The 17450-nt window shown below is 63.7% G+C and carries 18 protein-coding genes; 14 read left to right on the forward strand and 4 right to left on the reverse strand.

Features of this window, described 5'->3' with window-relative positions; genetic code table 11:
- Positions 1 to 3: 3 nt before the first annotated feature.
- Positions 4 to 1437 (reverse strand): DHA2 family efflux MFS transporter permease subunit, encoded by a 1434-nt coding sequence (locus tag FEZ63_RS06245; RefSeq protein ID WP_150942769.1) that lies wholly within the window; start codon positions 1435 to 1437, stop codon positions 4 to 6.
- A 177-nt stretch (positions 1438 to 1614) separates the two neighbouring features.
- Between FEZ63_RS06245 and guaB the strand changes: the two genes are divergently transcribed.
- The 9 genes from guaB to FEZ63_RS06290 all read left to right on the forward strand — a co-directional run bounded on the left by guaB (position 1615) and on the right by FEZ63_RS06290 (position 9265).
- On the forward strand, positions 1615 to 3105 hold the full coding sequence (gene guaB, locus FEZ63_RS06250) for an IMP dehydrogenase (protein ID WP_150942770.1): 1491 nt from the start codon (positions 1615 to 1617) through the stop codon (positions 3103 to 3105).
- A gap of 18 nt (positions 3106 to 3123) precedes the next feature.
- Positions 3124 to 3555 carry an MAPEG family protein gene (locus FEZ63_RS06255; protein ID WP_150942771.1) on the forward strand — a complete coding sequence of 144 codons (432 nt, stop codon included), beginning with the start codon at positions 3124 to 3126 and terminating at the stop codon, positions 3553 to 3555.
- A 64-nt stretch (positions 3556 to 3619) separates the two neighbouring features.
- Complete coding sequence (locus FEZ63_RS06260) at positions 3620 to 4915, forward strand: RsmB/NOP family class I SAM-dependent RNA methyltransferase (protein ID WP_150942772.1); 1296 nt, start codon at positions 3620 to 3622, stop codon at positions 4913 to 4915.
- Positions 4916 to 4971: 56 nt separating this feature from the next.
- Positions 4972 to 6546: a glutamine-hydrolyzing GMP synthase gene (gene guaA, locus FEZ63_RS06265; RefSeq protein ID WP_150942773.1), complete on the forward strand. Its 1575-nt coding sequence runs from the start codon at positions 4972 to 4974 to the stop codon at positions 6544 to 6546.
- Positions 6547 to 6684: 138 nt separating this feature from the next.
- Positions 6685 to 7086: a YciI family protein gene (locus FEZ63_RS06270; RefSeq protein WP_150942774.1), complete on the forward strand. Its 402-nt coding sequence runs from the start codon at positions 6685 to 6687 to the stop codon at positions 7084 to 7086.
- Between the two features lie 269 nt (positions 7087 to 7355).
- Positions 7356 to 7685, forward strand: coding sequence for an ArsR/SmtB family transcription factor (locus FEZ63_RS06275; protein WP_150942775.1), 330 nt, complete (start codon positions 7356 to 7358; stop codon positions 7683 to 7685).
- Positions 7682 to 8146 carry an SRPBCC family protein gene (locus tag FEZ63_RS06280; protein ID WP_150942776.1) on the forward strand — a complete coding sequence of 155 codons (465 nt, stop codon included), beginning with the start codon at positions 7682 to 7684 and terminating at the stop codon, positions 8144 to 8146. The genes FEZ63_RS06275 and FEZ63_RS06280 overlap by 4 nt, the downstream gene beginning before the upstream one ends.
- 55 nt (positions 8147 to 8201) lie before the next feature.
- On the forward strand, positions 8202 to 8612 hold the full coding sequence (locus FEZ63_RS06285) for a GFA family protein (protein WP_150942777.1): 411 nt from the start codon (positions 8202 to 8204) through the stop codon (positions 8610 to 8612).
- A 56-nt stretch (positions 8613 to 8668) separates the two neighbouring features.
- A complete protein-coding gene (locus FEZ63_RS06290; RefSeq protein WP_150942778.1) occupies positions 8669 to 9265 on the forward strand; it encodes a YdeI/OmpD-associated family protein in 597 nt (198 codons plus the stop codon).
- 36 nt (positions 9266 to 9301) lie between these two features.
- Here the strand turns inward: FEZ63_RS06290 and FEZ63_RS06295 are convergent, their stop codons facing one another.
- Positions 9302 to 10225 carry a PLP-dependent cysteine synthase family protein gene (locus FEZ63_RS06295; RefSeq protein WP_150942779.1) on the reverse strand — a complete coding sequence of 308 codons (924 nt, stop codon included), beginning with the start codon at positions 10223 to 10225 and terminating at the stop codon, positions 9302 to 9304.
- Positions 10226 to 10325: 100 nt separating this feature from the next.
- Here FEZ63_RS06295 and FEZ63_RS06300 point away from each other — a divergent pair, with 100 nt between their 5' ends.
- Positions 10326 to 10793, forward strand: coding sequence for a MarR family winged helix-turn-helix transcriptional regulator (locus FEZ63_RS06300; RefSeq protein WP_201274099.1), 468 nt, complete (start codon positions 10326 to 10328; stop codon positions 10791 to 10793).
- An 82-nt stretch (positions 10794 to 10875) separates the two neighbouring features.
- On the opposite strand, the gene FEZ63_RS06305 is transcribed toward FEZ63_RS06300, so the two are convergent.
- Positions 10876 to 12762: a TRAP transporter large permease gene (locus FEZ63_RS06305; RefSeq protein ID WP_150942780.1), complete on the reverse strand. Its 1887-nt coding sequence runs from the start codon at positions 12760 to 12762 to the stop codon at positions 10876 to 10878.
- Positions 12763 to 12803: 41 nt separating this feature from the next.
- Positions 12804 to 13427: a TRAP transporter small permease subunit gene (locus FEZ63_RS06310; protein WP_150942781.1), complete on the reverse strand. Its 624-nt coding sequence runs from the start codon at positions 13425 to 13427 to the stop codon at positions 12804 to 12806.
- Positions 13428 to 13733: 306 nt separating this feature from the next.
- On the opposite strand from FEZ63_RS06310, the gene FEZ63_RS06315 reads away from it, so the two are divergent.
- The 4 genes from FEZ63_RS06315 to der all read left to right on the forward strand — a co-directional run bounded on the left by FEZ63_RS06315 (position 13734) and on the right by der (position 17365).
- Entirely contained in the window at positions 13734 to 14327 is a 594-nt protein-coding gene (locus tag FEZ63_RS06315; protein ID WP_150942782.1) for an NnrU family protein, read from the forward strand.
- Between the two features lie 6 nt (positions 14328 to 14333).
- Positions 14334 to 15161: a 3-methyl-2-oxobutanoate hydroxymethyltransferase gene (gene panB / locus FEZ63_RS06320; RefSeq protein WP_150942783.1), complete on the forward strand. Its 828-nt coding sequence runs from the start codon at positions 14334 to 14336 to the stop codon at positions 15159 to 15161.
- A gap of 173 nt (positions 15162 to 15334) precedes the next feature.
- Complete coding sequence (locus FEZ63_RS06325) at positions 15335 to 16000, forward strand: tetratricopeptide repeat protein (RefSeq protein ID WP_150942784.1); 666 nt, start codon at positions 15335 to 15337, stop codon at positions 15998 to 16000.
- 9 nt (positions 16001 to 16009) lie between these two features.
- A complete protein-coding gene (gene der, locus FEZ63_RS06330) occupies positions 16010 to 17365 on the forward strand; it encodes a ribosome biogenesis GTPase Der (RefSeq protein ID WP_150942785.1) in 1356 nt (451 codons plus the stop codon).
- Positions 17366 to 17450: the final 85 nt, after the last annotated feature.

Consider the following 17450-nt stretch of genomic DNA (forward strand, 5'->3'; position numbering starts at 1 on the left):
GGCTCAGCGCGGTTCCACCGTCACCTCGAGGCCTGTGGACGGCGCTTGTTGCCGGAACGCCCGGTGGCCGGACATCTCGGCGCCGGCGTCGGGCGGAAGTTTGAGAAATGCCAGCGACGACAGCGCCGCAAGGGCCGCCACCGCCCAGAACGCGACCGCGAAATCCTCGGCCCCGATGTCCTCGGCGCCCCGCATGCGGGCCGAGGCTTCCAGCACGCCGGCGCCGAGCGCGACACCGATGCTCAGGGAAAGCTGCTGCGCGACGCTGGACAGGCTCGTGGCCGAGCTCATGTCCCGATGCGAGACGTCGGCGTACGCGATGGCATTGAGGCTGGTGAATTGCATCGAGCGGAAGCAGCCGCCGGCGAACAGGATCGTCATGATGATCCAGTGCGGCGTCGAGGGGGTGAAGAAGCCGTTGAGGGCGATGAAGGCGGCGCCGATGATGGCGTTGACCACCAGCAGGCGGCGAAAGCCGGTCAGCTCCAGCACACGCTTCGCCAGGGTCTTGGTGAACAGGGCGCCCACGGCGGAAATGAAGGTGAGCGATCCGGAGGCGAGCGGCGACAAGCCGAATCCGATCTGCAGCAGCAGCGGCAGCAGAAATGGAATGGCGCCAATGCCGATGCGAAAGAGCGATCCGCCCACGATGCTGGCGCGGAAGGTCGGCAGCTTCAGCAGCCCGAGCTGCATCACCGGATGGGGTGTCCGCCTCGCATGCAGGACGAAGAGCACGACGCAGATCGTGCCGAGGATGACGCAGGCGATCGAGACCGAACGCGGGATCAGGTGCCCGCCCGACGCAAAGCCCAGCATCAGGAGGGCAAGCCCGACCCCGGAGAGCAGGAAGCCGACGACGTCCAGCGACGGGATGTTGTCTTCCTTGATGTTGGGGATGAAGCGGATCGAAAGGACAATTCCCAGGACGCCGATCGGGATGTTGATGAAGAAGATCCACCGCCAGTCGAAATAGGTGGTGATGAACCCGCCGAGAATGGGGCCGAAGATCGGCCCCACCATTGCCGGAATGGTCAGCATCGCCAGAGCCTGCACGACCTCGTTGCGCGGGACGCTGCGCAACAGCACCAGCCGCCCCACCGGCACCATCATGGCGCCGCCCATCCCCTGCAGGAAGCGCGCCACGACGAAGCCCTCGAGCGAGTTGGCGAAGGCGCAGGCGAGCGAGCCCGCCATGAACACCGCGAGAGCCGCGGTGAAAATCTTCTGGGCGCCGAACCTGTCGGCCATCCAGCCGGAAATCGGAATGAAGACGGCAAGCCCGAGGAGATAGGATGTGATGGCGAGCTTGAGCGAGATCGGGTCCACCCCGATATCGCTGGCGATCATCGGCAGCGATGTGGCGATGACCGTGGAATCCGTGTTCTCCATGAACAGGGCGGTGGCGATGATCAGGGGGAGGAGGCGCGAGGGTCGCATGAGTCTGTGGAATTAACGGCATGCGCGAAAGTTGCAAACCAAATCGACGCACGGCAGGTGTTCGGCGATTGCCTGCGCGGAACGCTTTGCGAAAGCCAAAGCCCGTGCTACGGACCCTCGCCAACCTGAGGTCGCTGTCAACGGCGATCCGTTCATCATCTGTTCCAGGAGTTGGCCATGGCCCGCATTATCGATCAACTCGTCGAAGGCCTCACTTTCGATGACGTCCTGCTGCGGCCCGGTCGCTCGGAGGTTCTGCCCAGCGACGTCGACATTTCGACCCGGCTGACCAAATCCATCAGCCTGTCTCTCCCCATCATCGCCTCCGCGATGGATACGGTGACCGAGGGCAAGATGGCGATTGCCATGGCCCAGCACGGCGGTATCGGCGTCATCCACCGCAACCTGGAGCCGGAAGCCCAGGCCGAGCAGGTCCGGCTCGTCAAGCGATACGAATCCGGCATGGTGATGAATCCGATCACCATCCACCCGGACGAGACCCTGGCCGATGCCTTCTCGCTCATGAAGCATCACGGCATCTCGGGAATTCCCGTGGTCGAGCGCGGCCCGGGCGGCTCCAACGGCAAGCTCGTCGGCATCCTGACCAACCGAGACGTGCGCTTCGCCACCAACACCGCGCAGCCTGTTTCCGAGTTGATGACCAAGGATCGGCTCATCACCGTCCGTGAGGGCGTCAACCAGGACGAGGCGCGCCGCCTTCTGCATCAGTTCCGCATCGAAAAGCTTCTGGTGGTCGACGATCACTACCGCTGCATCGGCCTGATCACCGTCAAGGACATCGAGAAGCAGGTGGCCCATCCCAACGCCGCCAAGGACAGCCAGGGGCGCCTGCGGGTTGCGGCCGCCACCACCACGGGCGAGCAGGGCTTCGAGCGCTCCGAGCGCCTGATCGATGCCGGTTGCGACGTGATCGTCGTCGATACCGCCCACGGCCATTCGGTGCGGGTGCTCGAAAGCGTCACGCGGGCGAAGAAGCTCTCCAACGCCGTCCAGGTGATCGCCGGGAACGTGGCAACTCGCGAGGGCGCCAAGGCTCTCATCGATGCGGGCGCGGATGCCGTGAAGGTCGGCATCGGGCCCGGTTCGATCTGCACCACGCGCATCGTCGCCGGCGTCGGCGTTCCGCAATTGACAGCCATCATGGAAGCGGTCGAAGCGGCGGTCGAGGCCGGCATCCCGGTGATCGCCGATGGCGGCATCAAATTCTCGGGCGATCTTGCCAAGGCGATTGCCGCCGGCGCGTCCTGCGTGATGGTGGGTTCGCTTCTCGCCGGCACGGACGAGACCCCCGGCGACGTGTTTCTCTACCAGGGCCGCTCCTACAAATCCTATCGCGGCATGGGCTCGGTCGGCGCCATGGCGCGCGGATCGGCGGATCGCTATTTCCAGGCCGAGGTTCGCGACACCCTCAAGCTCGTGCCGGAAGGCATCGAAGGGCAAGTGGCCTACAAGGGGCCGGTCTCCGGCGTGCTGCACCAGCTCTCCGGCGGCCTTCGCGCTTCCATGGGCTATGTGGGGGCGGCCGATCTCGCGGAATTCCATGAGAAGGCGCAGTTCATTCGCATCACCAATGCGGGCCTGCGCGAAAGTCACGTCCACGACGTGACGATCACCCGCGAGAGCCCGAATTATCCCGGCCGTTCCTGAGGCGCTTGAGAGACCCATATGAGCATCACCGCCATTCTCCTGCCGGTCTTCGTGCAGGTCGGCCTGACCTTGCTGCTGCTGATCTGGACGGGCCGCGCCCGCGTCGGGCTGATCCGCAAGGGCGACGTGAAGGTGCGCGATGTGGCGCTCGGGCAACCAAACTGGCCGACCCGCACCCAGCAGGTGTCCAACACCTACGCGAACCAGTTCGAGCTGCCGGTGCTGTTCTACGTGCTCGTGGCGCTGGCGCTGATCACGCGCAAGGCCGATCTTGTTTTCGTCGTCCTGTCGTGGATGTTCGTCGTGACGCGGCTCTTTCACGCGGGCGTCTACACCACGTCCAATCGGCTCCAGCAGCGGTTCACCGTGTTCCTCATCGGCGCGATCATCCTGATACTGATGTGGGTCATCTTCGCCTTGCGGATCTTTGCTGCCGAAGCCGGCATCTAGCTCCTTGTTTCGTCGCCGCACGTTGCAAAAACAATGTGCGGCCAAAATTGATTGTGATGTTTCCATGACGCCAGCAGCGCGCCTGTCCGCCGCCATCGAGGTTCTCGGCGATATCGAAACCCGCCGCCGCCCCGCGACGGATGCCCTCAAGGATTGGGGCCTCTCCCATCGCTTCGCCGGCTCGAAGGACAGGGCGGCGATCGCGAGCCTCGTGTACGACTCGCTTCGACGTAAAGCCTCGGCCGCCTGGGTCATGGGTGAGAACACGCCCCGCGCCGTCGTGCTCGGCATGCTGGTGCTTCAGCGCGGCCTGTCTTTCGCGGATATCGCCCGGCTGTTCTCCGGCGAGAGGTTTGCTCCCGAACCAGTCACGGGCGAAGAGCGGGCGCGGATCGAAGCCGCCGATTTGAAGAACGCCCCGGCGCCGGTCGCGGGCGACTTCCCGGATTGGATCGAGCCATCGCTTCGCGCATTCTTCGGCGATGATCTCGTGCCCGAATTGCAGGCGCTGACCGCCCGCGCGCCGCTCGACCTGCGCGTGAACGCGCTGAAGGTGGATAGCCGCTCGGAAGCGCACGACGCGCTGCCGCATCTCGGCGCGGTCCAGACGCCGCTTTCGCCCTGGGGCCTGCGCATCCAGCCCGGCGAGGATGGGCGCGGCCCGGCGGTTCAATCGGAGCCGGAATTCATCAAAGGATGGATCGAGATCCAGGACGAAGGCTCTCAACTTGCTGCGATTCTCTCAGGCGTGCAGCCGGACGAGCAGGTCGTCGATCTTTGTGCCGGCGGCGGCGGCAAGACATTGGCGCTGGCCGCGATGATGAACAATCACGGCCAGCTCTACGCCACCGATTCCGACGCCCGCCGCCTCGCGCCGATTCACGAGCGGGTGACCAGGGCCGGGATCCGCAACCTTCAGATCCGGACCCCGCGTGCACGCGCCGACGCGGTCGGCGATCTCGACGGCAAGATGGATTGCGTCGTCGTCGACGCGCCCTGCACCGGCATCGGCACATGGCGGCGGAACCCGGATGCGAAATGGCGCCTGCGCCCCGGCAGTCTCGACGTCCGCCGCAACGAGCAGGCGGCGGTGCTCGACCGGGCAGGCGCATTGGTGAAACCCGGCGGCCGCATCATCTACATCACCTGCTCGATCCTGCCGGAGGAGAACGATGACGCGGTGGCGGCCTTCCTCGAGCGCACCGACGGCTTTGCGGCGGTGCCGGTCGCCGAGGTGCTCGAGCGGGCCGAGATGGAAAAGCTCGCGCCGCTTGTCCGCAACACCCGGCATGGCCTGCAGATGACGCCCCTGAAGACCGGCACGGACGGGTTCTATGTGGCGGTGCTTCGGAAAAGCTGAAGCCGCCGCATGACCGACCGTTGCTCCCCGAACCTCAAAACCGTAGAAACCCGCTCATGACCCAGTCCAAAGAGAAAACGCCCGTTCACGACAAGATCCTCATCGTCGATTTCGGCTCTCAGGTGACCCAGCTCATCGCCCGCCGCGTTCGGGAGGAGGGGGTGTATTCCGAGGTCGTGCCGTTCCAGAAGGCCGAACAGGCCTTCCGCGAGATGAAGCCGAAAGGCGTGATCCTCTCGGGTGGACCGGAATCGGTGACGCTGCAGACGTCCCCGCGCACTCCGCAATCGCTGCTCGAAGCGGGCGTTCCGGTCTTCGGCATCTGCTACGGCCAGCAGACGATGGCGTCCCAGCTCGGCGGTGAGGTGGAGGGTGGCCACCATTCGGAATTCGGACGCGCCGAGGTCGAGGTGCTGACCGAGAGTCCGATCTTTCAGGGCGTCTGGCAGGTCGGCCACAAATATCCGGTCTGGATGAGCCACGGCGACCGGGTGACCCGGCTGCCGGAGGGATTCGAGACCCTGGCGGTTTCGCCGAACGCTCCCTTTGCGGTCGTCGCCGACGAGGCGCGCAAGTTCTACGCCGTCCAGTTTCATCCGGAAGTGGTGCATACACCGGATGGCGCGCAGCTCATCCGCAACTTCGTGCGCCACATCGCCGGCTGCAAAGGCGACTGGACCATGAAGGCGTTCCGCGACGAGGCGATCGAGCGCATTCGCGCGCAGGTCGGCAAGGGGCGCGTCATCTGCGGATTGTCCGGTGGCGTCGATTCGGCCGTGGCGGCGGTGCTCATCCATGAGGCCATCGGCGACCAACTCACCTGCGTGTTCGTCGATCACGGGCTGATGCGCGAGGCAGAGGCCGACCAGGTCGTCACGCTGTTCCGCGATTCCTACAACATCCCGCTCGTACACGTGCAGGCGCAGGATCTCTTCATCGGCGCGCTCGAGGGCGTGTCCGACCCGGAGGTCAAGCGCAAGACCATCGGCAAGCTTTTCATCGACGTGTTCGACGCGGAGGCCAAAAAGATCGGCGGCGCCGATTTCCTCGCGCAAGGGACGCTCTATCCGGACGTGATCGAGAGCGTGTCGTTTACCGGCGGACCGTCGGTGACCATCAAGAGCCACCACAATGTTGGCGGGCTGCCCGAGCGCATGAACATGAAGCTCGTCGAGCCGTTGCGCGAATTGTTCAAGGACGAGGTCCGCGTGCTCGGGCGCGAGCTCGGATTGCCGGAAGCATTCGTCGGCCGCCATCCGTTCCCCGGCCCCGGCCTCGCCATCCGCATTCCGGGCGAGATCACCCGCGAGAAGCTCGATATTCTGCGCAAGGCCGACACGGTCTATCTCGACGAGATCCGCAAGGCCGGCCTCTACGACGACATCTGGCAGGCCTTCGCGGTGCTGTTGCCGGTCAAGACCGTCGGCGTCATGGGCGACGGACGCACCTACGATTTCGTCTGCGCGCTGCGCGCCGTCACCTCGGTCGACGGCATGACGGCGGATTTCTACCCCTTCGAGATGGCCTTCCTCGGCCGCGTCGCGACGCGCATCATCAACGAGGTCAAGGGCATCAACCGGGTGACCTACGACATCACCTCGAAGCCGCCTGGGACGATCGAGTGGGAATAGGGAAGCGGGGGCAATAGCGTAGTTTCGCCCTGCGCCTCAACGTCTCGAAAAAGTTTGCGGGACGATGTCGATTTCCGAAAACTCTGTTCGTCGTTTCGATGTCAGGCCGATGAGGCTGGCTCAAACAGGAGACAGACGATGCGTGTGATGGTGTTGGTGAAGGCGACGGACGACAGCGAGAAGGGCTTTCTCCCCACGCCCGAGGCGATGGAGGCTATGGCGGCGATGGGCAGATTTAATGACGAGCTTCGCAATGCCGGCATCCTGCTCGCCGCCGATGGCCTCAAGCCCTCGTCGCAGGGCAAGCGTATTGCATTCAATGGTCCTGGCCGCACGGTCATTGACGGGCCTTTCGCCGAGACCCGCGAGCTGGTCGCCGGCTTCTGGCTCTGGGAAGTCAAGGACATGGACGAGGCGGTCGCTTGGGTAAAGCGCTGCCCCAATCCCATGCCGGGACCGAGCGAGATCGAAATCCGGCCCCTGTACGAGATGGCTGATTGGCAACGCAACTCTGACGCTGGAGGTCACGGAAATCCCTGACCAGACGCGCGAGAGGCTCAGCGGCAACTCAGCCTGTCGGCCACAGCCGGCTTGCCAATTTACTGTTCGGGCCGGCCGAGTGGCCGAGCCCGCTTTGAATTCGAGGCTGCGGCCAAGCTCGCCCCATCAAACCGATGAGACCTCACACCTCGGCGTGTGTGATGCCCTCGACCTGATCTCCCGCGCCAATCACGCGACCGCGCGACGATGGAGGTCGCCGCAATCAATTAGACTTGACTAATTAATTAGCGATCACTAATTTAATGGGCATGATTGAAACCGCCCCCATCAACGCTGTCATGCGCGCCCTTGCTGATCCCACGCGCCGAGCCGTGTTCGAGCGTGTCGTCGGGTCCGACGAGATTACCGTGGTCGAGCTGACGCGGGGGAGTGGGGTGACGCAAGGCGCCATCTCTCAACACCTCAAGTCATTGAAGCAGGCCGGCCTGGTCGCCGAGCGTCCCGAGGGCCGGAAGGTCTATTATCGCGCCCAGCCTGAGGGCCTCGAGCCCCTCGTCGATTGGATGAACCATTACGGCGTCTTCTGGCGCGAGCGGTTCGCCAGCCTCCGAACCCTCTTGAAGGAGATCGATCCATGAACGACGCCGCGTTGACGTCCGACACGCGAAACATCGTGGTTGACGAGGTCTTCCCCCATGCGCCGGAGACGATCTGGAAAACGCTGACAACCGGCGAACTGATCGGCCGCTGGATGATGGCGCCGAGAGGGTTCGAGCCCGTGGAGGGCAACCACTTCACGTTCCAGACGACGCCGGCCGGCGCGTGGGACGGTGTCATTCACTGTGAGGTGTTGGAGGCGATGCCGAACGAACGTCTCGCCTATGCGTGGAAAGGCGGCCACGAGGGAAATGTCGGATACGGCTCACGGCTGGACACCGTCGTCACGTGGATCCTGTCCAAGGTTGAAAACGGAACGCGCCTTCGCCTGGTTCATTCCGGCTTCGTCACGCCGAAGAACGACTCTGCCTTCAACAGCATGAGCGAAGGTTGGAAGAAGGTTGTTCGAAACATCGGCGCCGTCACCGGCGAGAAGCACTGACGGAGACGATCGCCGTCCGGAGTTTCGGTGGACGCTTTATTGCAGGAGAGAAGACATGAGCGAGCCTTATACCGGTGGATGCGCCTGCGGCGCGATCCGTTATGAAATCTCTGCCGAACCGGTGACGAACGACTGCCAGTGTCGCGACTGTCAGCATGAGAGCGGCACCGGGCACGGATCCCACCTGACCTTCCCGCGCGCAGGCGTGAAGCTCACGGGCGAAGCGAAGCACTGGGACATGGTTGGCGATAGGGGCAATGTGAAGACACGCGCCTTCTGTCCCACCTGCGGGTCACCGGTCTATACGACGTTTGCGGCGATGCCCGAATTTTTCACCGTGCGCGCTGCAAGCCTTGACGATCCAAGCCGATACAAGCCGCAAATGGTGACGTATAGCGTGCGCGGTTACGTCTGGGACCACGTTGATCCGGCCCTGCCGAAATTCGACAAGATGCCGCCGATGTGAAATGCAGCCTGACTTGTCTGTGCATGACATCCGAGTGAACCGCGTGAAGAGCCGACATGATTGAGCATAAGGGGCTGCCGGTTCGTGCATTTGAGTCGCAAGACATGTGGGAAAAGTGGCTGGCTGAACACGCGGGCGTCTCACGTGGCCTTTGGGTGAAGTTTGCCAAGAAAACCTCGGGTGTTCCCAGCGTCGGCAAATCCGAAGCCATCGAGACGGCGCTCGCTTTCGGATGGATCGACGGACAGCTTGATCGGTTCGGTGACCAGTTCTGGCTTGTCCGCTTCACTCCCCGGGGCCCCAAGAGCAAATGGTCACAGATCAATGTGGCCACCGTCACAAGGCTTCTGGCCTCCGGACGAATGACTGCATCAGGTCTCGCCGAAGTCGAGAAGGCCAAGGCCGACGGACGTTGGGACGCCGCCTATGCGCCACAGAGCAAAGCCGAGATTCCGGAGGACATGCAGGCAGCGCTCGATGCCGAGCCGGCCGCAAAAGCGTTCTTTGCAACGCTGACGGGCGCCAATCGGTACGCGGTTCTCTACCGCATCCACGACGCGAAGACGGAAAAGACCCGCCGGGCACGCATTGAGAAGTTCGTGGCGATGCTCGCCCGCGGTCAGACGATTCATCCGGCGAAGGCTTCAAAATGACGGCGATGATTTCCGGCCATCCCGCTTTCGCGCAACCTACCGCCTGCTGAGATATTTCATCCCGGTATCGCACATGATCGTCACGATGGTTGCGCCGGGTCCCAGCTGTTCCGCCAACCGCAAGGCTGCGACGACATTGGCGCCGGTGGAGGTGCCTGCGAAAAGGCCTTCCTCGCGAGCCAGCCGCATGGTCATGGCGGAAGCTTCTTCGGTTGAGACCTGTTCGATCTGGTCGGCGATATCCTGATGCCAGAGCGGCACGACATAACCCGCTCCGATCCCATCGATTTTATGAGCGCCTGTCGGGCCGCCCGACAAAACCGGCGATTCGGCGGGCTCCACGGCGGCGATTCTGATCTGTTCGTTGCGGCGGCGTAAGGCCTCGCCGGTCCCGCGAAGGGATGCCGCGGTGCCGACGCACTGGACGAAGCCGTCGATCCGTCCCTCTGTCTGATTCCAGATTTCTTCCGCCATTTTGTGATAGGCGGCGATCTGGTCCCGGTTGTTCATCTGGTCGGTCCAGAAGCTTCCGGTTTCGAGCGCGATGATGCGAGCAGCCTCGATCATGTCGCGGGTGAGTTTCTCCGTCATGCGCCCGCTCTCGCTCGGCACGATCTGAAGCCTCGCCCCGAGGATTGCCATGTGATCGCGTTTCTCTCGCGCGAAGGCATCCGAGGTTACGATGTGCAGGGAATATCCCTTCACCGCGCAGACCAGAGCCAAGGACACGCCGGTGCTGCCGCCGGTATATTCGACCACGGACCCACCCGTTGCCAAGCGTCCGTCCGCCTCCGCGGCCTCGATCATGGCAAGCGCCATCCGGTCCTTCATGCTGCCGGTGGGGTTCTCGTTTTCCAGTTTCAGCAGGATGCGGGAACCGTTTCCGGCCCTGATGCGGCGCAGAGCCAACAGGGAGGTGTTGCCGATGCAATGCAGGATGTTTTGCTGCAAATCGGTCATGATGCCCGTCCCCCTTGTGTGATCCGGTCGATGAACCGGGTGGTGGCGAGGTTCACGAAAGGCTTTCCATGTACCTACATATTCTATAACGGATACATCCATGAACCCTCCGAGGCAACCGCGAAAGACTTTGCGCACGGACGCCAGCGCCCTGGTCGAGACATGCGCCGGCTGGAACAGCCGTCTGGCCGCGCGCCGCATCACTCTGTTTCTCGATCGCGAGATGGCTGGCCTTGGCCTCACCGTGGCGCAACTCGGCCTGATGGCGCAGATCGCGGTCATGTCGGACGACACGCTGGGCGCCTTGGCCCAGCGCACCGGCCTGGAGCAGTCGACCCTGTCGCGCAACTTGCGCACGCTCGAAAACGAGGGGCTGATCGAAATCGCCGTGGTGGAAACCGATCTGCGGCGCCGGGCGGTGTGGCTTACCGAGACGGGCGCGCGGCGGTTGGAGGCTGCCATTCCTGTCTGGCGCAGGGCGCATGCCAAGCTGGCGACGCTTCTCTCGCCCGATCTGGCGCGCCTATTGGCGAACCAGTCTGAGGCCCTGACCGGCGATCCAACATAACTTTCCGATCTGGATGGACGAGACGCGAAACGAAAAGGGCAGCTCCTGAAAGCTGCCCTTTCTCACGTCTCCAGACGTTCGTTTATGGAATTTTCGGCGGGGCGTCGAAGTTGAGCCCCGGCAAGTCGCCGCCGCCGGGTGAAAGGCCCGGCATCAGGATCTCGTCAAGGCTCTTCTGCACCGCCGCAGGATCGACGGTAGTGCCGCTGCCCTTGTAGTGCATGACGATGTTCGGAAAGAGCACGACGATCGCCACCATGATGAGCTGGATGATGACGAACGGAATCGCCCCCCAGTAGATCTGGCCCGTGGTGACCGGCTCCATGCGCTTGCCCGTGACCCGGTCGATATAGGGAACTTTGGGCGCCACCGAGCGCAGGAAGAAGAGCGCGAAACCGAAGGGCGGATGCATGAAGGACGTCTGCATGTTGACGCCGAGCATCACGCCGAACCAGATCAGATCGATGCCGAGCTTCTCCGCCGGAGGGCCGAGCAGCGGCACGATGATGAAGGCAAGCTCGAAGAAGTCGAGGAAGAACGCGAGGAGGAACACCAGGGCGTTGGTGAAGATCAGGAAGCCCGTCTGTCCACCCGGCAGCGAGGTCAGCAGATGCTCGACCCAGATATGTCCGTTCACCCCGTAGAAGGTGAGCGAGAAGACGCGCGCGCCGATGAGGATGAAGAGAACGAACGCCGAGAGCTTCGCGGTTGCTTCCGTCGCCTGTCTTACGAGCGTGAAGTTGAAGCGGTTCGGATTGTTGTCGAGCCTGCGCTTGATGGCGGCGAGGATCAGCGATCCGAGCGCGCCCATGGCGCCGCCTTCGGTCGGCGTTGCCAGACCGATGAAGATCGTGCCGAGAACGAGGAAGATCAGCAGGAGCGGCGGCACCATCACGAAGGTGACTTGCGTCGCCATGCTGGACATGAGCCGGAACCCGGTGAATTTCTGGATGATCCCGACGATTAGCGCATAGACGGCGCCGGCGATGATCATCTCCATCAGAAGCGCCCAGGAACTGTATCCGTTCCGGCTCAGATAGACATATCCGCCGATCAGGGCTGCCACCAGTAGGGCCGACAGCACCACCCGGCGAGCACCGAGAAACAGGTTCATCAGCGCGCAGATGAGCGCGACGACGGTCGCGACGCAGATGGTCAGGATGACGAAATCCGCGCCGGCGCGGGTCTCGGTCTGCGACAGCACGTAATAGCCGACGAAACCTGAGAAGAGTACGAGAACGCCGAGCTGCCAGACGCCGCGCGCGCCGTTCGGCTCGCGAAAGCCGATTGCCTCCTGAGGCAGGCCGGGGGCGGATTTCGGGAAGATGAGCGCCATCAGCAGCACGTAGCCGGAATAGAGGCCCGCCAGGATGATGCCGGGAAGAAAAGCGCCCTCATACATGTCGCCGACGGAGCGGCCGAGCTGGTCGGCCATGACGATGAGAACGAGCGAGGGCGGGATGATCTGCGCCAGTGTGCCGGACGCAGCGATAACGCCTGAGGCGAGCCGCCGGTCGTAGCCGTAGCGCAGCATGATCGGCAGGGAGATCAGGCCCATGGAGATCACCGAGGCCGCGACGACGCCGGTCGTGGCCGCGAGCAGCGCGCCGACGAAGACGACCGCGAAGGCAAGGCCGCCGCGAACCGGTCCGAAGAGCTGCCCGATGGTATCGAGCAGATCCTCGGCCATGCCCGATCGCTCGAGGATCAGCCCCATGAAGGTAAAGAACGGAACCGCCAGCAGGACCTCGTTCGACATGGTGCCGAAGACACGGTCGGGCAGGGCGCCGAGCAGGGGCCACGAGAGGTTGATCGTTTCCGGCGCGAGGGGGGCGAGTTCGACCGCGAGGAAGAAGAACAGGAGTCCGTTGGCGGCGAGCGAGAATGCCACCGGATAGCCGAGCAACAGGAAGACGACGAGCGCCGCGAACATGATCGGCGCGAGGTTCTGGGCAATTAATTCAGCCATGGGCGGAATCTCCGGAGAAGAAAAACGGGGCGCGCATCGGATCAGCGGATGGCGTCGCCCGGAGGTTCACCGCCCTTCGGCGAGACAGGATCAGCCAATTCGGCCAGCAATCTTTCGGCTTCGGCCTCAGCGCTGTGAGCCCCGGTGGGCGCATCGTCCTCCAGCAGTCCGCGCATAATGGCGATGCGCTTCACGGTCTCGCTGAACCACTGCAATCCGAGAAGGCAGAAACCGAGGAGGATGAGGCCCTTCGCCGGCCAGATCAACAGGCCGCCCGCATTGGACGAAACCTCGCCCGACAGGTAGGACCGCCAGAAATACGGAACCGACAGGTAGATCATCAGTGCGACGAACGGGAACAGGAAAAAGAGATGCCCGAGCAGGTCGATCCAGTCCCGCTTCCGCTTGGTCAGCATGTTGGAGATGATATCGATGCGGATATGCTCGTTGACCTTGAGGGTCCAGGGCGAGCAGAGCATGAAGACCGCGCCGAACAGGTACCATTGCAGCTCGAGCCAGGCGTTCGACGACACGCCGAAAACCCGTCGGATCATCGCATTGATCGCCGATACGAGGATGGCCACGACAATGGCCCACGCGACGGTCTTGCCGACGCGCTCGTTGAAGGTGTCGATGGCGCGCGATATTCTAAGGAGCACTTCCATCCGTCTCTCCCCCTGGCATTGTCAGTTGTATTTGAGGGTTGTAGCTATCGAAGTAGGCGGCACTGCGCTAGCCCCTCGCCACGGTCACCCTATCCGACTTAAGGCGTGTGGCCACATCGCCTGGAGGCTGTGGCACGGCGCCAAACTGTCAAACGACCCCGTAAAACCTCCCAAGCCAGCAATCAATAGTGGAATCGGCCACGGATCTTGGCATCTTGTCGCCATGTATACGCCCCTGCCGGCAGTTGCCGCCGCGCCTCAACTCTGCTGACCTGTCCTTCCGTCACCAACCCGCGAGATATGCCGGTGCCCTTGCTCATCCTCGGCCTGATCCTGTTCCTCGGAATGCACGCCTTCAGCATGGCGCGCGGGAGGCGAGCGGCCCTGATCGCCCGGTTCGGGGAGGGCGCCTACAAGGGGCTCTATTCGCTGGTCTCGGTCATGGGTATCGTTCTCGTCATCGTGGGTTTCGGCCAGTATCGCGAAGGCGGATACATCCAGGTCTGGGACCCGCCGGTCTGGACGCGCCATCTCGCGCTCATCCTCGTGTGGCTGGCCTTCATCTGCATCGCCGCCACTTACCTGCCGGGGCGGATCAAGGCCCGTCTCAAGCACCCGATGCTGGCCGGCGTGAAGCTCTGGGCGGTGGCGCATCTTCTGGCCAACGGCGATCTCGGCTCGATGCTGCTGTTCGGCTCTTTCCTGATCTGGGCCGTTCTCGCCCGCATCAGCGCGAAACGGCGCGATGAAGGACCGCCGCATGGCGCGCCGCGCGGTTTCCCGGCAGGATTTCGGAACGACGCGCTTGCGATCATGATCGGCACCGTGGCTTATGGGGCGTTTGTGCTATGGCTGCACCCGCTGCTGATCGGCGTCGCCGTTCTCCCCACGCAAGGCTAGAGTTTCATGTCCGCACAAACCGATATCCGCCGCCTGACAGCTCCCGACATCCGCGCGCGCAAGGGCGGCGAGCCCATCGTCATGCTCACCTCCTACCACGCGCATACTGCCCGGCTGGTGGATCAGCATGCGGATGTCATTCTGGTCGGGGATTCCCTCGGCATGGTGATGCATGGCATGGAATCCACCGTCCCGGTGACCCTCGACATGATGATCCTGCAGGGCCTTGCGGTCATGCGGGGCTCCAAGCGGGCGCTGGTGGTGATCGACCTTCCGTTCGGCGCCTACGAGGAGAGCCGCGAGCAGGCCTTCCGCTCCGCCGCGCGCATCCTCAAGGAAACCGGTTGTGGCGCCGTCAAGCTGGAGGGCGGCGCGCGCATGGCCGATACGATCCGGTTCCTGACCGAGCGCGGCGTTCCCGTCATGGCCCATGTGGGCCTGACGCCGCAATCCATCAACGCGCTTGGGTCCTTCAAGGCGCAGGGGCGCGATCGGGCCGATTGGCCGGTATTTCTCGCGGACGCCAAGGCAGTTGCGGATGCGGGCGCTTTTTCGGTCGTCGTCGAGGCTGTCGCCGAACCCTTGGGCCGTGAAATCACGCAGGCGGTTGCCATCCCGACCATCGGCATCGGCGCATCGGTTGCCTGCGACGGACAGGTGCTGGTGCTCGAAGACATGCTCGGCCTGACCCCGTGGTCGCCGAAATTCGTAAAACGCTACGGTGAGCTGGGCCCGCACATCGCCAAGGCGGTCGAGACCTATGCGCAGGAGGTCCGCTCGCGGGCGTTCCCCGGTCCCGAACATACCTACGCCGAAAAGAAGCCCGCAAAGTAACGGGCCGCGGCAACGTCGCAACCGCAATCAAACTCTCGCCTTCAACGGGGGGGTGTGATAGGCGACGCTCTTCGATCCAGAGCATGACGCCGAAAAGTCCAAAGCGGTTTTTGGCCGACATCCTGCTCCGGATCATCGTTATCCAAGGAGGCGGCAAAGGCCGCAGGAGAAGCATGGCTCCCAACGACGAGTTCATTCGCGAGGTCGACGACGAATACCGCCGCGACCGGATCGCCCAGATCTGGAAGCGTCACAACGGCCTGATCATCGGCCTTGTCCTGCTCGGCCTGGCGGCGGTGGGCGGCTGGCGGTATTGGGAGCACACGCAGGAAACCCGCGCGCATGAGGCCGGCGCCCGCTTCGAGGAAGCCCTGCGCCTGTCGCGCGATGATGACCAGCGCGCAGAATCGCAAGCGGCCTTTGAGGCTCTGGCGAAGGACACCGGCAGCGGTTACGGCCTGCTGGCCCGATTCCGCCTCGCAGCCGAGCTCGGCGGCGAAGACGGCGCTACCGCCTACGACGCCCTTGCGGCCGATACCAACGTACCGCCGCTGTGGCAGGATCTCGCGCGCCTGCGGGCCGCATGGCTTCGCCTCGACAGCGCCGAGCCGTCGGTGGTGCGTCCGCCGTTGGAGCGATTGGCCGTGCCGACCAATCCGTGGCGCCATTCTGCCCGCGAGCTTCTGGGCCTGTCGGGCCTGAAGACCGGCGAGATGGATTTCGCCGGCAAGTGGTTCGACCAGATCGCTGCCGATCGCGAAACGCCGCCATCCCTGAAACAGCGCCTTGCCATCTACACCGCGCTGGTTGCGGGCGGTCCGGTGCAAGTCACACAGTGAGGACATGACATGACGCCTCTCGTCGCCATTGTCGGGCGGCCGAATGTCGGCAAATCGACCCTGTTCAATCGCCTCGTCGGCAAGAAGCTTGCGCTCGTCGACGACAAGCCCGGCGTGACCCGTGATCGTCGCGAAGGCGAAGCGCGTCTCGGCGACCTCGAATTCCGCATCATCGATACTGCGGGTCTCGAGGAAGCCACCGAGGAATCGCTTCTCGGCCGCATGCGCGCCCAGACCGAGGCCGCCATCGGCGACGCCGACGTCATCCTCTTCGTCATCGATGCCCGCGTCGGCATCCTGCCGGCTGACCGTCCCTTTGCCGAAATGGTGCGCCGCTCGGGCAAGCCCGTCATCCTCATCGCCAACAAGGCGGAGGGGAATGCCGGTCTGGCCGGCGCCTACGACGCCTTCTCGCTCGGGCTTGGCGATCCGGTGCCGTTCTCCGCCGAACACGGCGAGGGGCTGGCCGATCTCTTCGAGGCGCTGATGCCATTCTTTCCCGATCCGAACGCGGAGCCGGAAGAGGACGAGGCAGAATCCAACAAGCCGCTGCAGGTGGCCATCGTCGGACGGCCGAATGCCGGCAAGTCGACGCTCATCAACCGGATGATCGGCGAGGACCGGCTGCTCGTCGGACCGGAGGCGGGCATCACGCGCGATTCCATCTCGCTCGACTGGAATTGGCGCGGACGCGAGATCAAGCTGTTCGACACCGCGGGCTTGCGCAAGCGGGCCCGGGTCGAGGACAAGCTGGAAAAGCTCTCGGTTGCCGATGCGCTGCGCGCCGTGCGCTTCGCCGAGGTCGTCGTGATCCTGCTCGATGCCACGATCCCGTTCGAGAAACAGGACCTCTCGATTGTCGATCTCGTGGAGACCGAAGGGCGCGCGCTGGTGATCGGCGTCAACAAGTGGGATCTCGTTGCCGACCAGCAGGGGCTTCTGAAGGAGCTGAAGGAAAAGGCGACGCGCCTTCTGCCGCAGGTGAGGGGCGCGCCGGTCGTGCCGCTCTCCGGCCTTGCCGGCACCGGCATCGACCCGCTCATGAAGGCGATCCTGCAGGTTTACGAGACCTGGAACCGCCGTATCTCGACCGCGAAGATGAACCAGTGGCTCGCCGACGCACTGGAGGCCAATCCGCCGCCGGCGGTGTCCGGCCGCCGCATCAAGATCCGCTACATGACGCAGATCAAGGCGCGCCCGCCGCATTTCGCGATCTTCGGCAACCAGCTCGACGCGCTGCCGAAATCCTATTCGCGTTATCTGGTGAACAAACTGCGCGAATCCTTCGACCTTCCCGGCGTCCCGATCAGGATCTCGCTGCGGATGGGGAACAATCCGTTCGATAAGGCGAAGAAGCGGGAGTAGCGAATGGGGAGTGGCGAATGGCGAATGGGGTAGTTCCGCGCGCCGCCAAGTCCGCTACTCGCTACTCGCTACTCGCTACTCACCA

This window comes from Microvirga brassicacearum (assembly GCF_008757455.1).
GTDB classification, from domain to species: domain Bacteria; phylum Pseudomonadota; class Alphaproteobacteria; order Rhizobiales; family Beijerinckiaceae; genus Microvirga; species Microvirga brassicacearum.

Excerpts from the sequence above, each read along its gene's own strand:
- FEZ63_RS06245 (WP_150942769.1), bottom strand. The coding sequence starts at position 1,437 with ATGCGACCCTCGCGCCTCCTCCCCCTGATCATCGCCACCGCCCTGTTC.
- guaB (WP_150942770.1), top strand. The coding sequence starts at position 1,615 with ATGGCCCGCATTATCGATCAACTCGTCGAAGGCCTCACTTTCGATGAC.
- FEZ63_RS06255 (WP_150942771.1), top strand. The coding sequence starts at position 3,124 with ATGAGCATCACCGCCATTCTCCTGCCGGTCTTCGTGCAGGTCGGCCTG.
- FEZ63_RS06260 (WP_150942772.1), top strand. The coding sequence starts at position 3,620 with ATGACGCCAGCAGCGCGCCTGTCCGCCGCCATCGAGGTTCTCGGCGAT.
- guaA (WP_150942773.1), top strand. The coding sequence starts at position 4,972 with ATGACCCAGTCCAAAGAGAAAACGCCCGTTCACGACAAGATCCTCATC.
- FEZ63_RS06270 (WP_150942774.1), top strand. The coding sequence starts at position 6,685 with ATGCGTGTGATGGTGTTGGTGAAGGCGACGGACGACAGCGAGAAGGGC.
- FEZ63_RS06275 (WP_150942775.1), top strand. The coding sequence starts at position 7,356 with ATGATTGAAACCGCCCCCATCAACGCTGTCATGCGCGCCCTTGCTGAT.
- FEZ63_RS06280 (WP_150942776.1), top strand. The coding sequence starts at position 7,682 with ATGAACGACGCCGCGTTGACGTCCGACACGCGAAACATCGTGGTTGAC.
- FEZ63_RS06285 (WP_150942777.1), top strand. The coding sequence starts at position 8,202 with ATGAGCGAGCCTTATACCGGTGGATGCGCCTGCGGCGCGATCCGTTAT.
- FEZ63_RS06290 (WP_150942778.1), top strand. The coding sequence starts at position 8,669 with ATGATTGAGCATAAGGGGCTGCCGGTTCGTGCATTTGAGTCGCAAGAC.
- FEZ63_RS06295 (WP_150942779.1), bottom strand. The coding sequence starts at position 10,225 with ATGACCGATTTGCAGCAAAACATCCTGCATTGCATCGGCAACACCTCC.
- FEZ63_RS06300 (WP_201274099.1), top strand. The coding sequence starts at position 10,326 with ATGAACCCTCCGAGGCAACCGCGAAAGACTTTGCGCACGGACGCCAGC.
- FEZ63_RS06305 (WP_150942780.1), bottom strand. The coding sequence starts at position 12,762 with ATGGCTGAATTAATTGCCCAGAACCTCGCGCCGATCATGTTCGCGGCG.
- FEZ63_RS06310 (WP_150942781.1), bottom strand. The coding sequence starts at position 13,427 with ATGGAAGTGCTCCTTAGAATATCGCGCGCCATCGACACCTTCAACGAG.
- panB (WP_150942783.1), top strand. The coding sequence starts at position 14,334 with ATGTCCGCACAAACCGATATCCGCCGCCTGACAGCTCCCGACATCCGC.
- FEZ63_RS06325 (WP_150942784.1), top strand. The coding sequence starts at position 15,335 with ATGGCTCCCAACGACGAGTTCATTCGCGAGGTCGACGACGAATACCGC.
- der (WP_150942785.1), top strand. The coding sequence starts at position 16,010 with ATGACGCCTCTCGTCGCCATTGTCGGGCGGCCGAATGTCGGCAAATCG.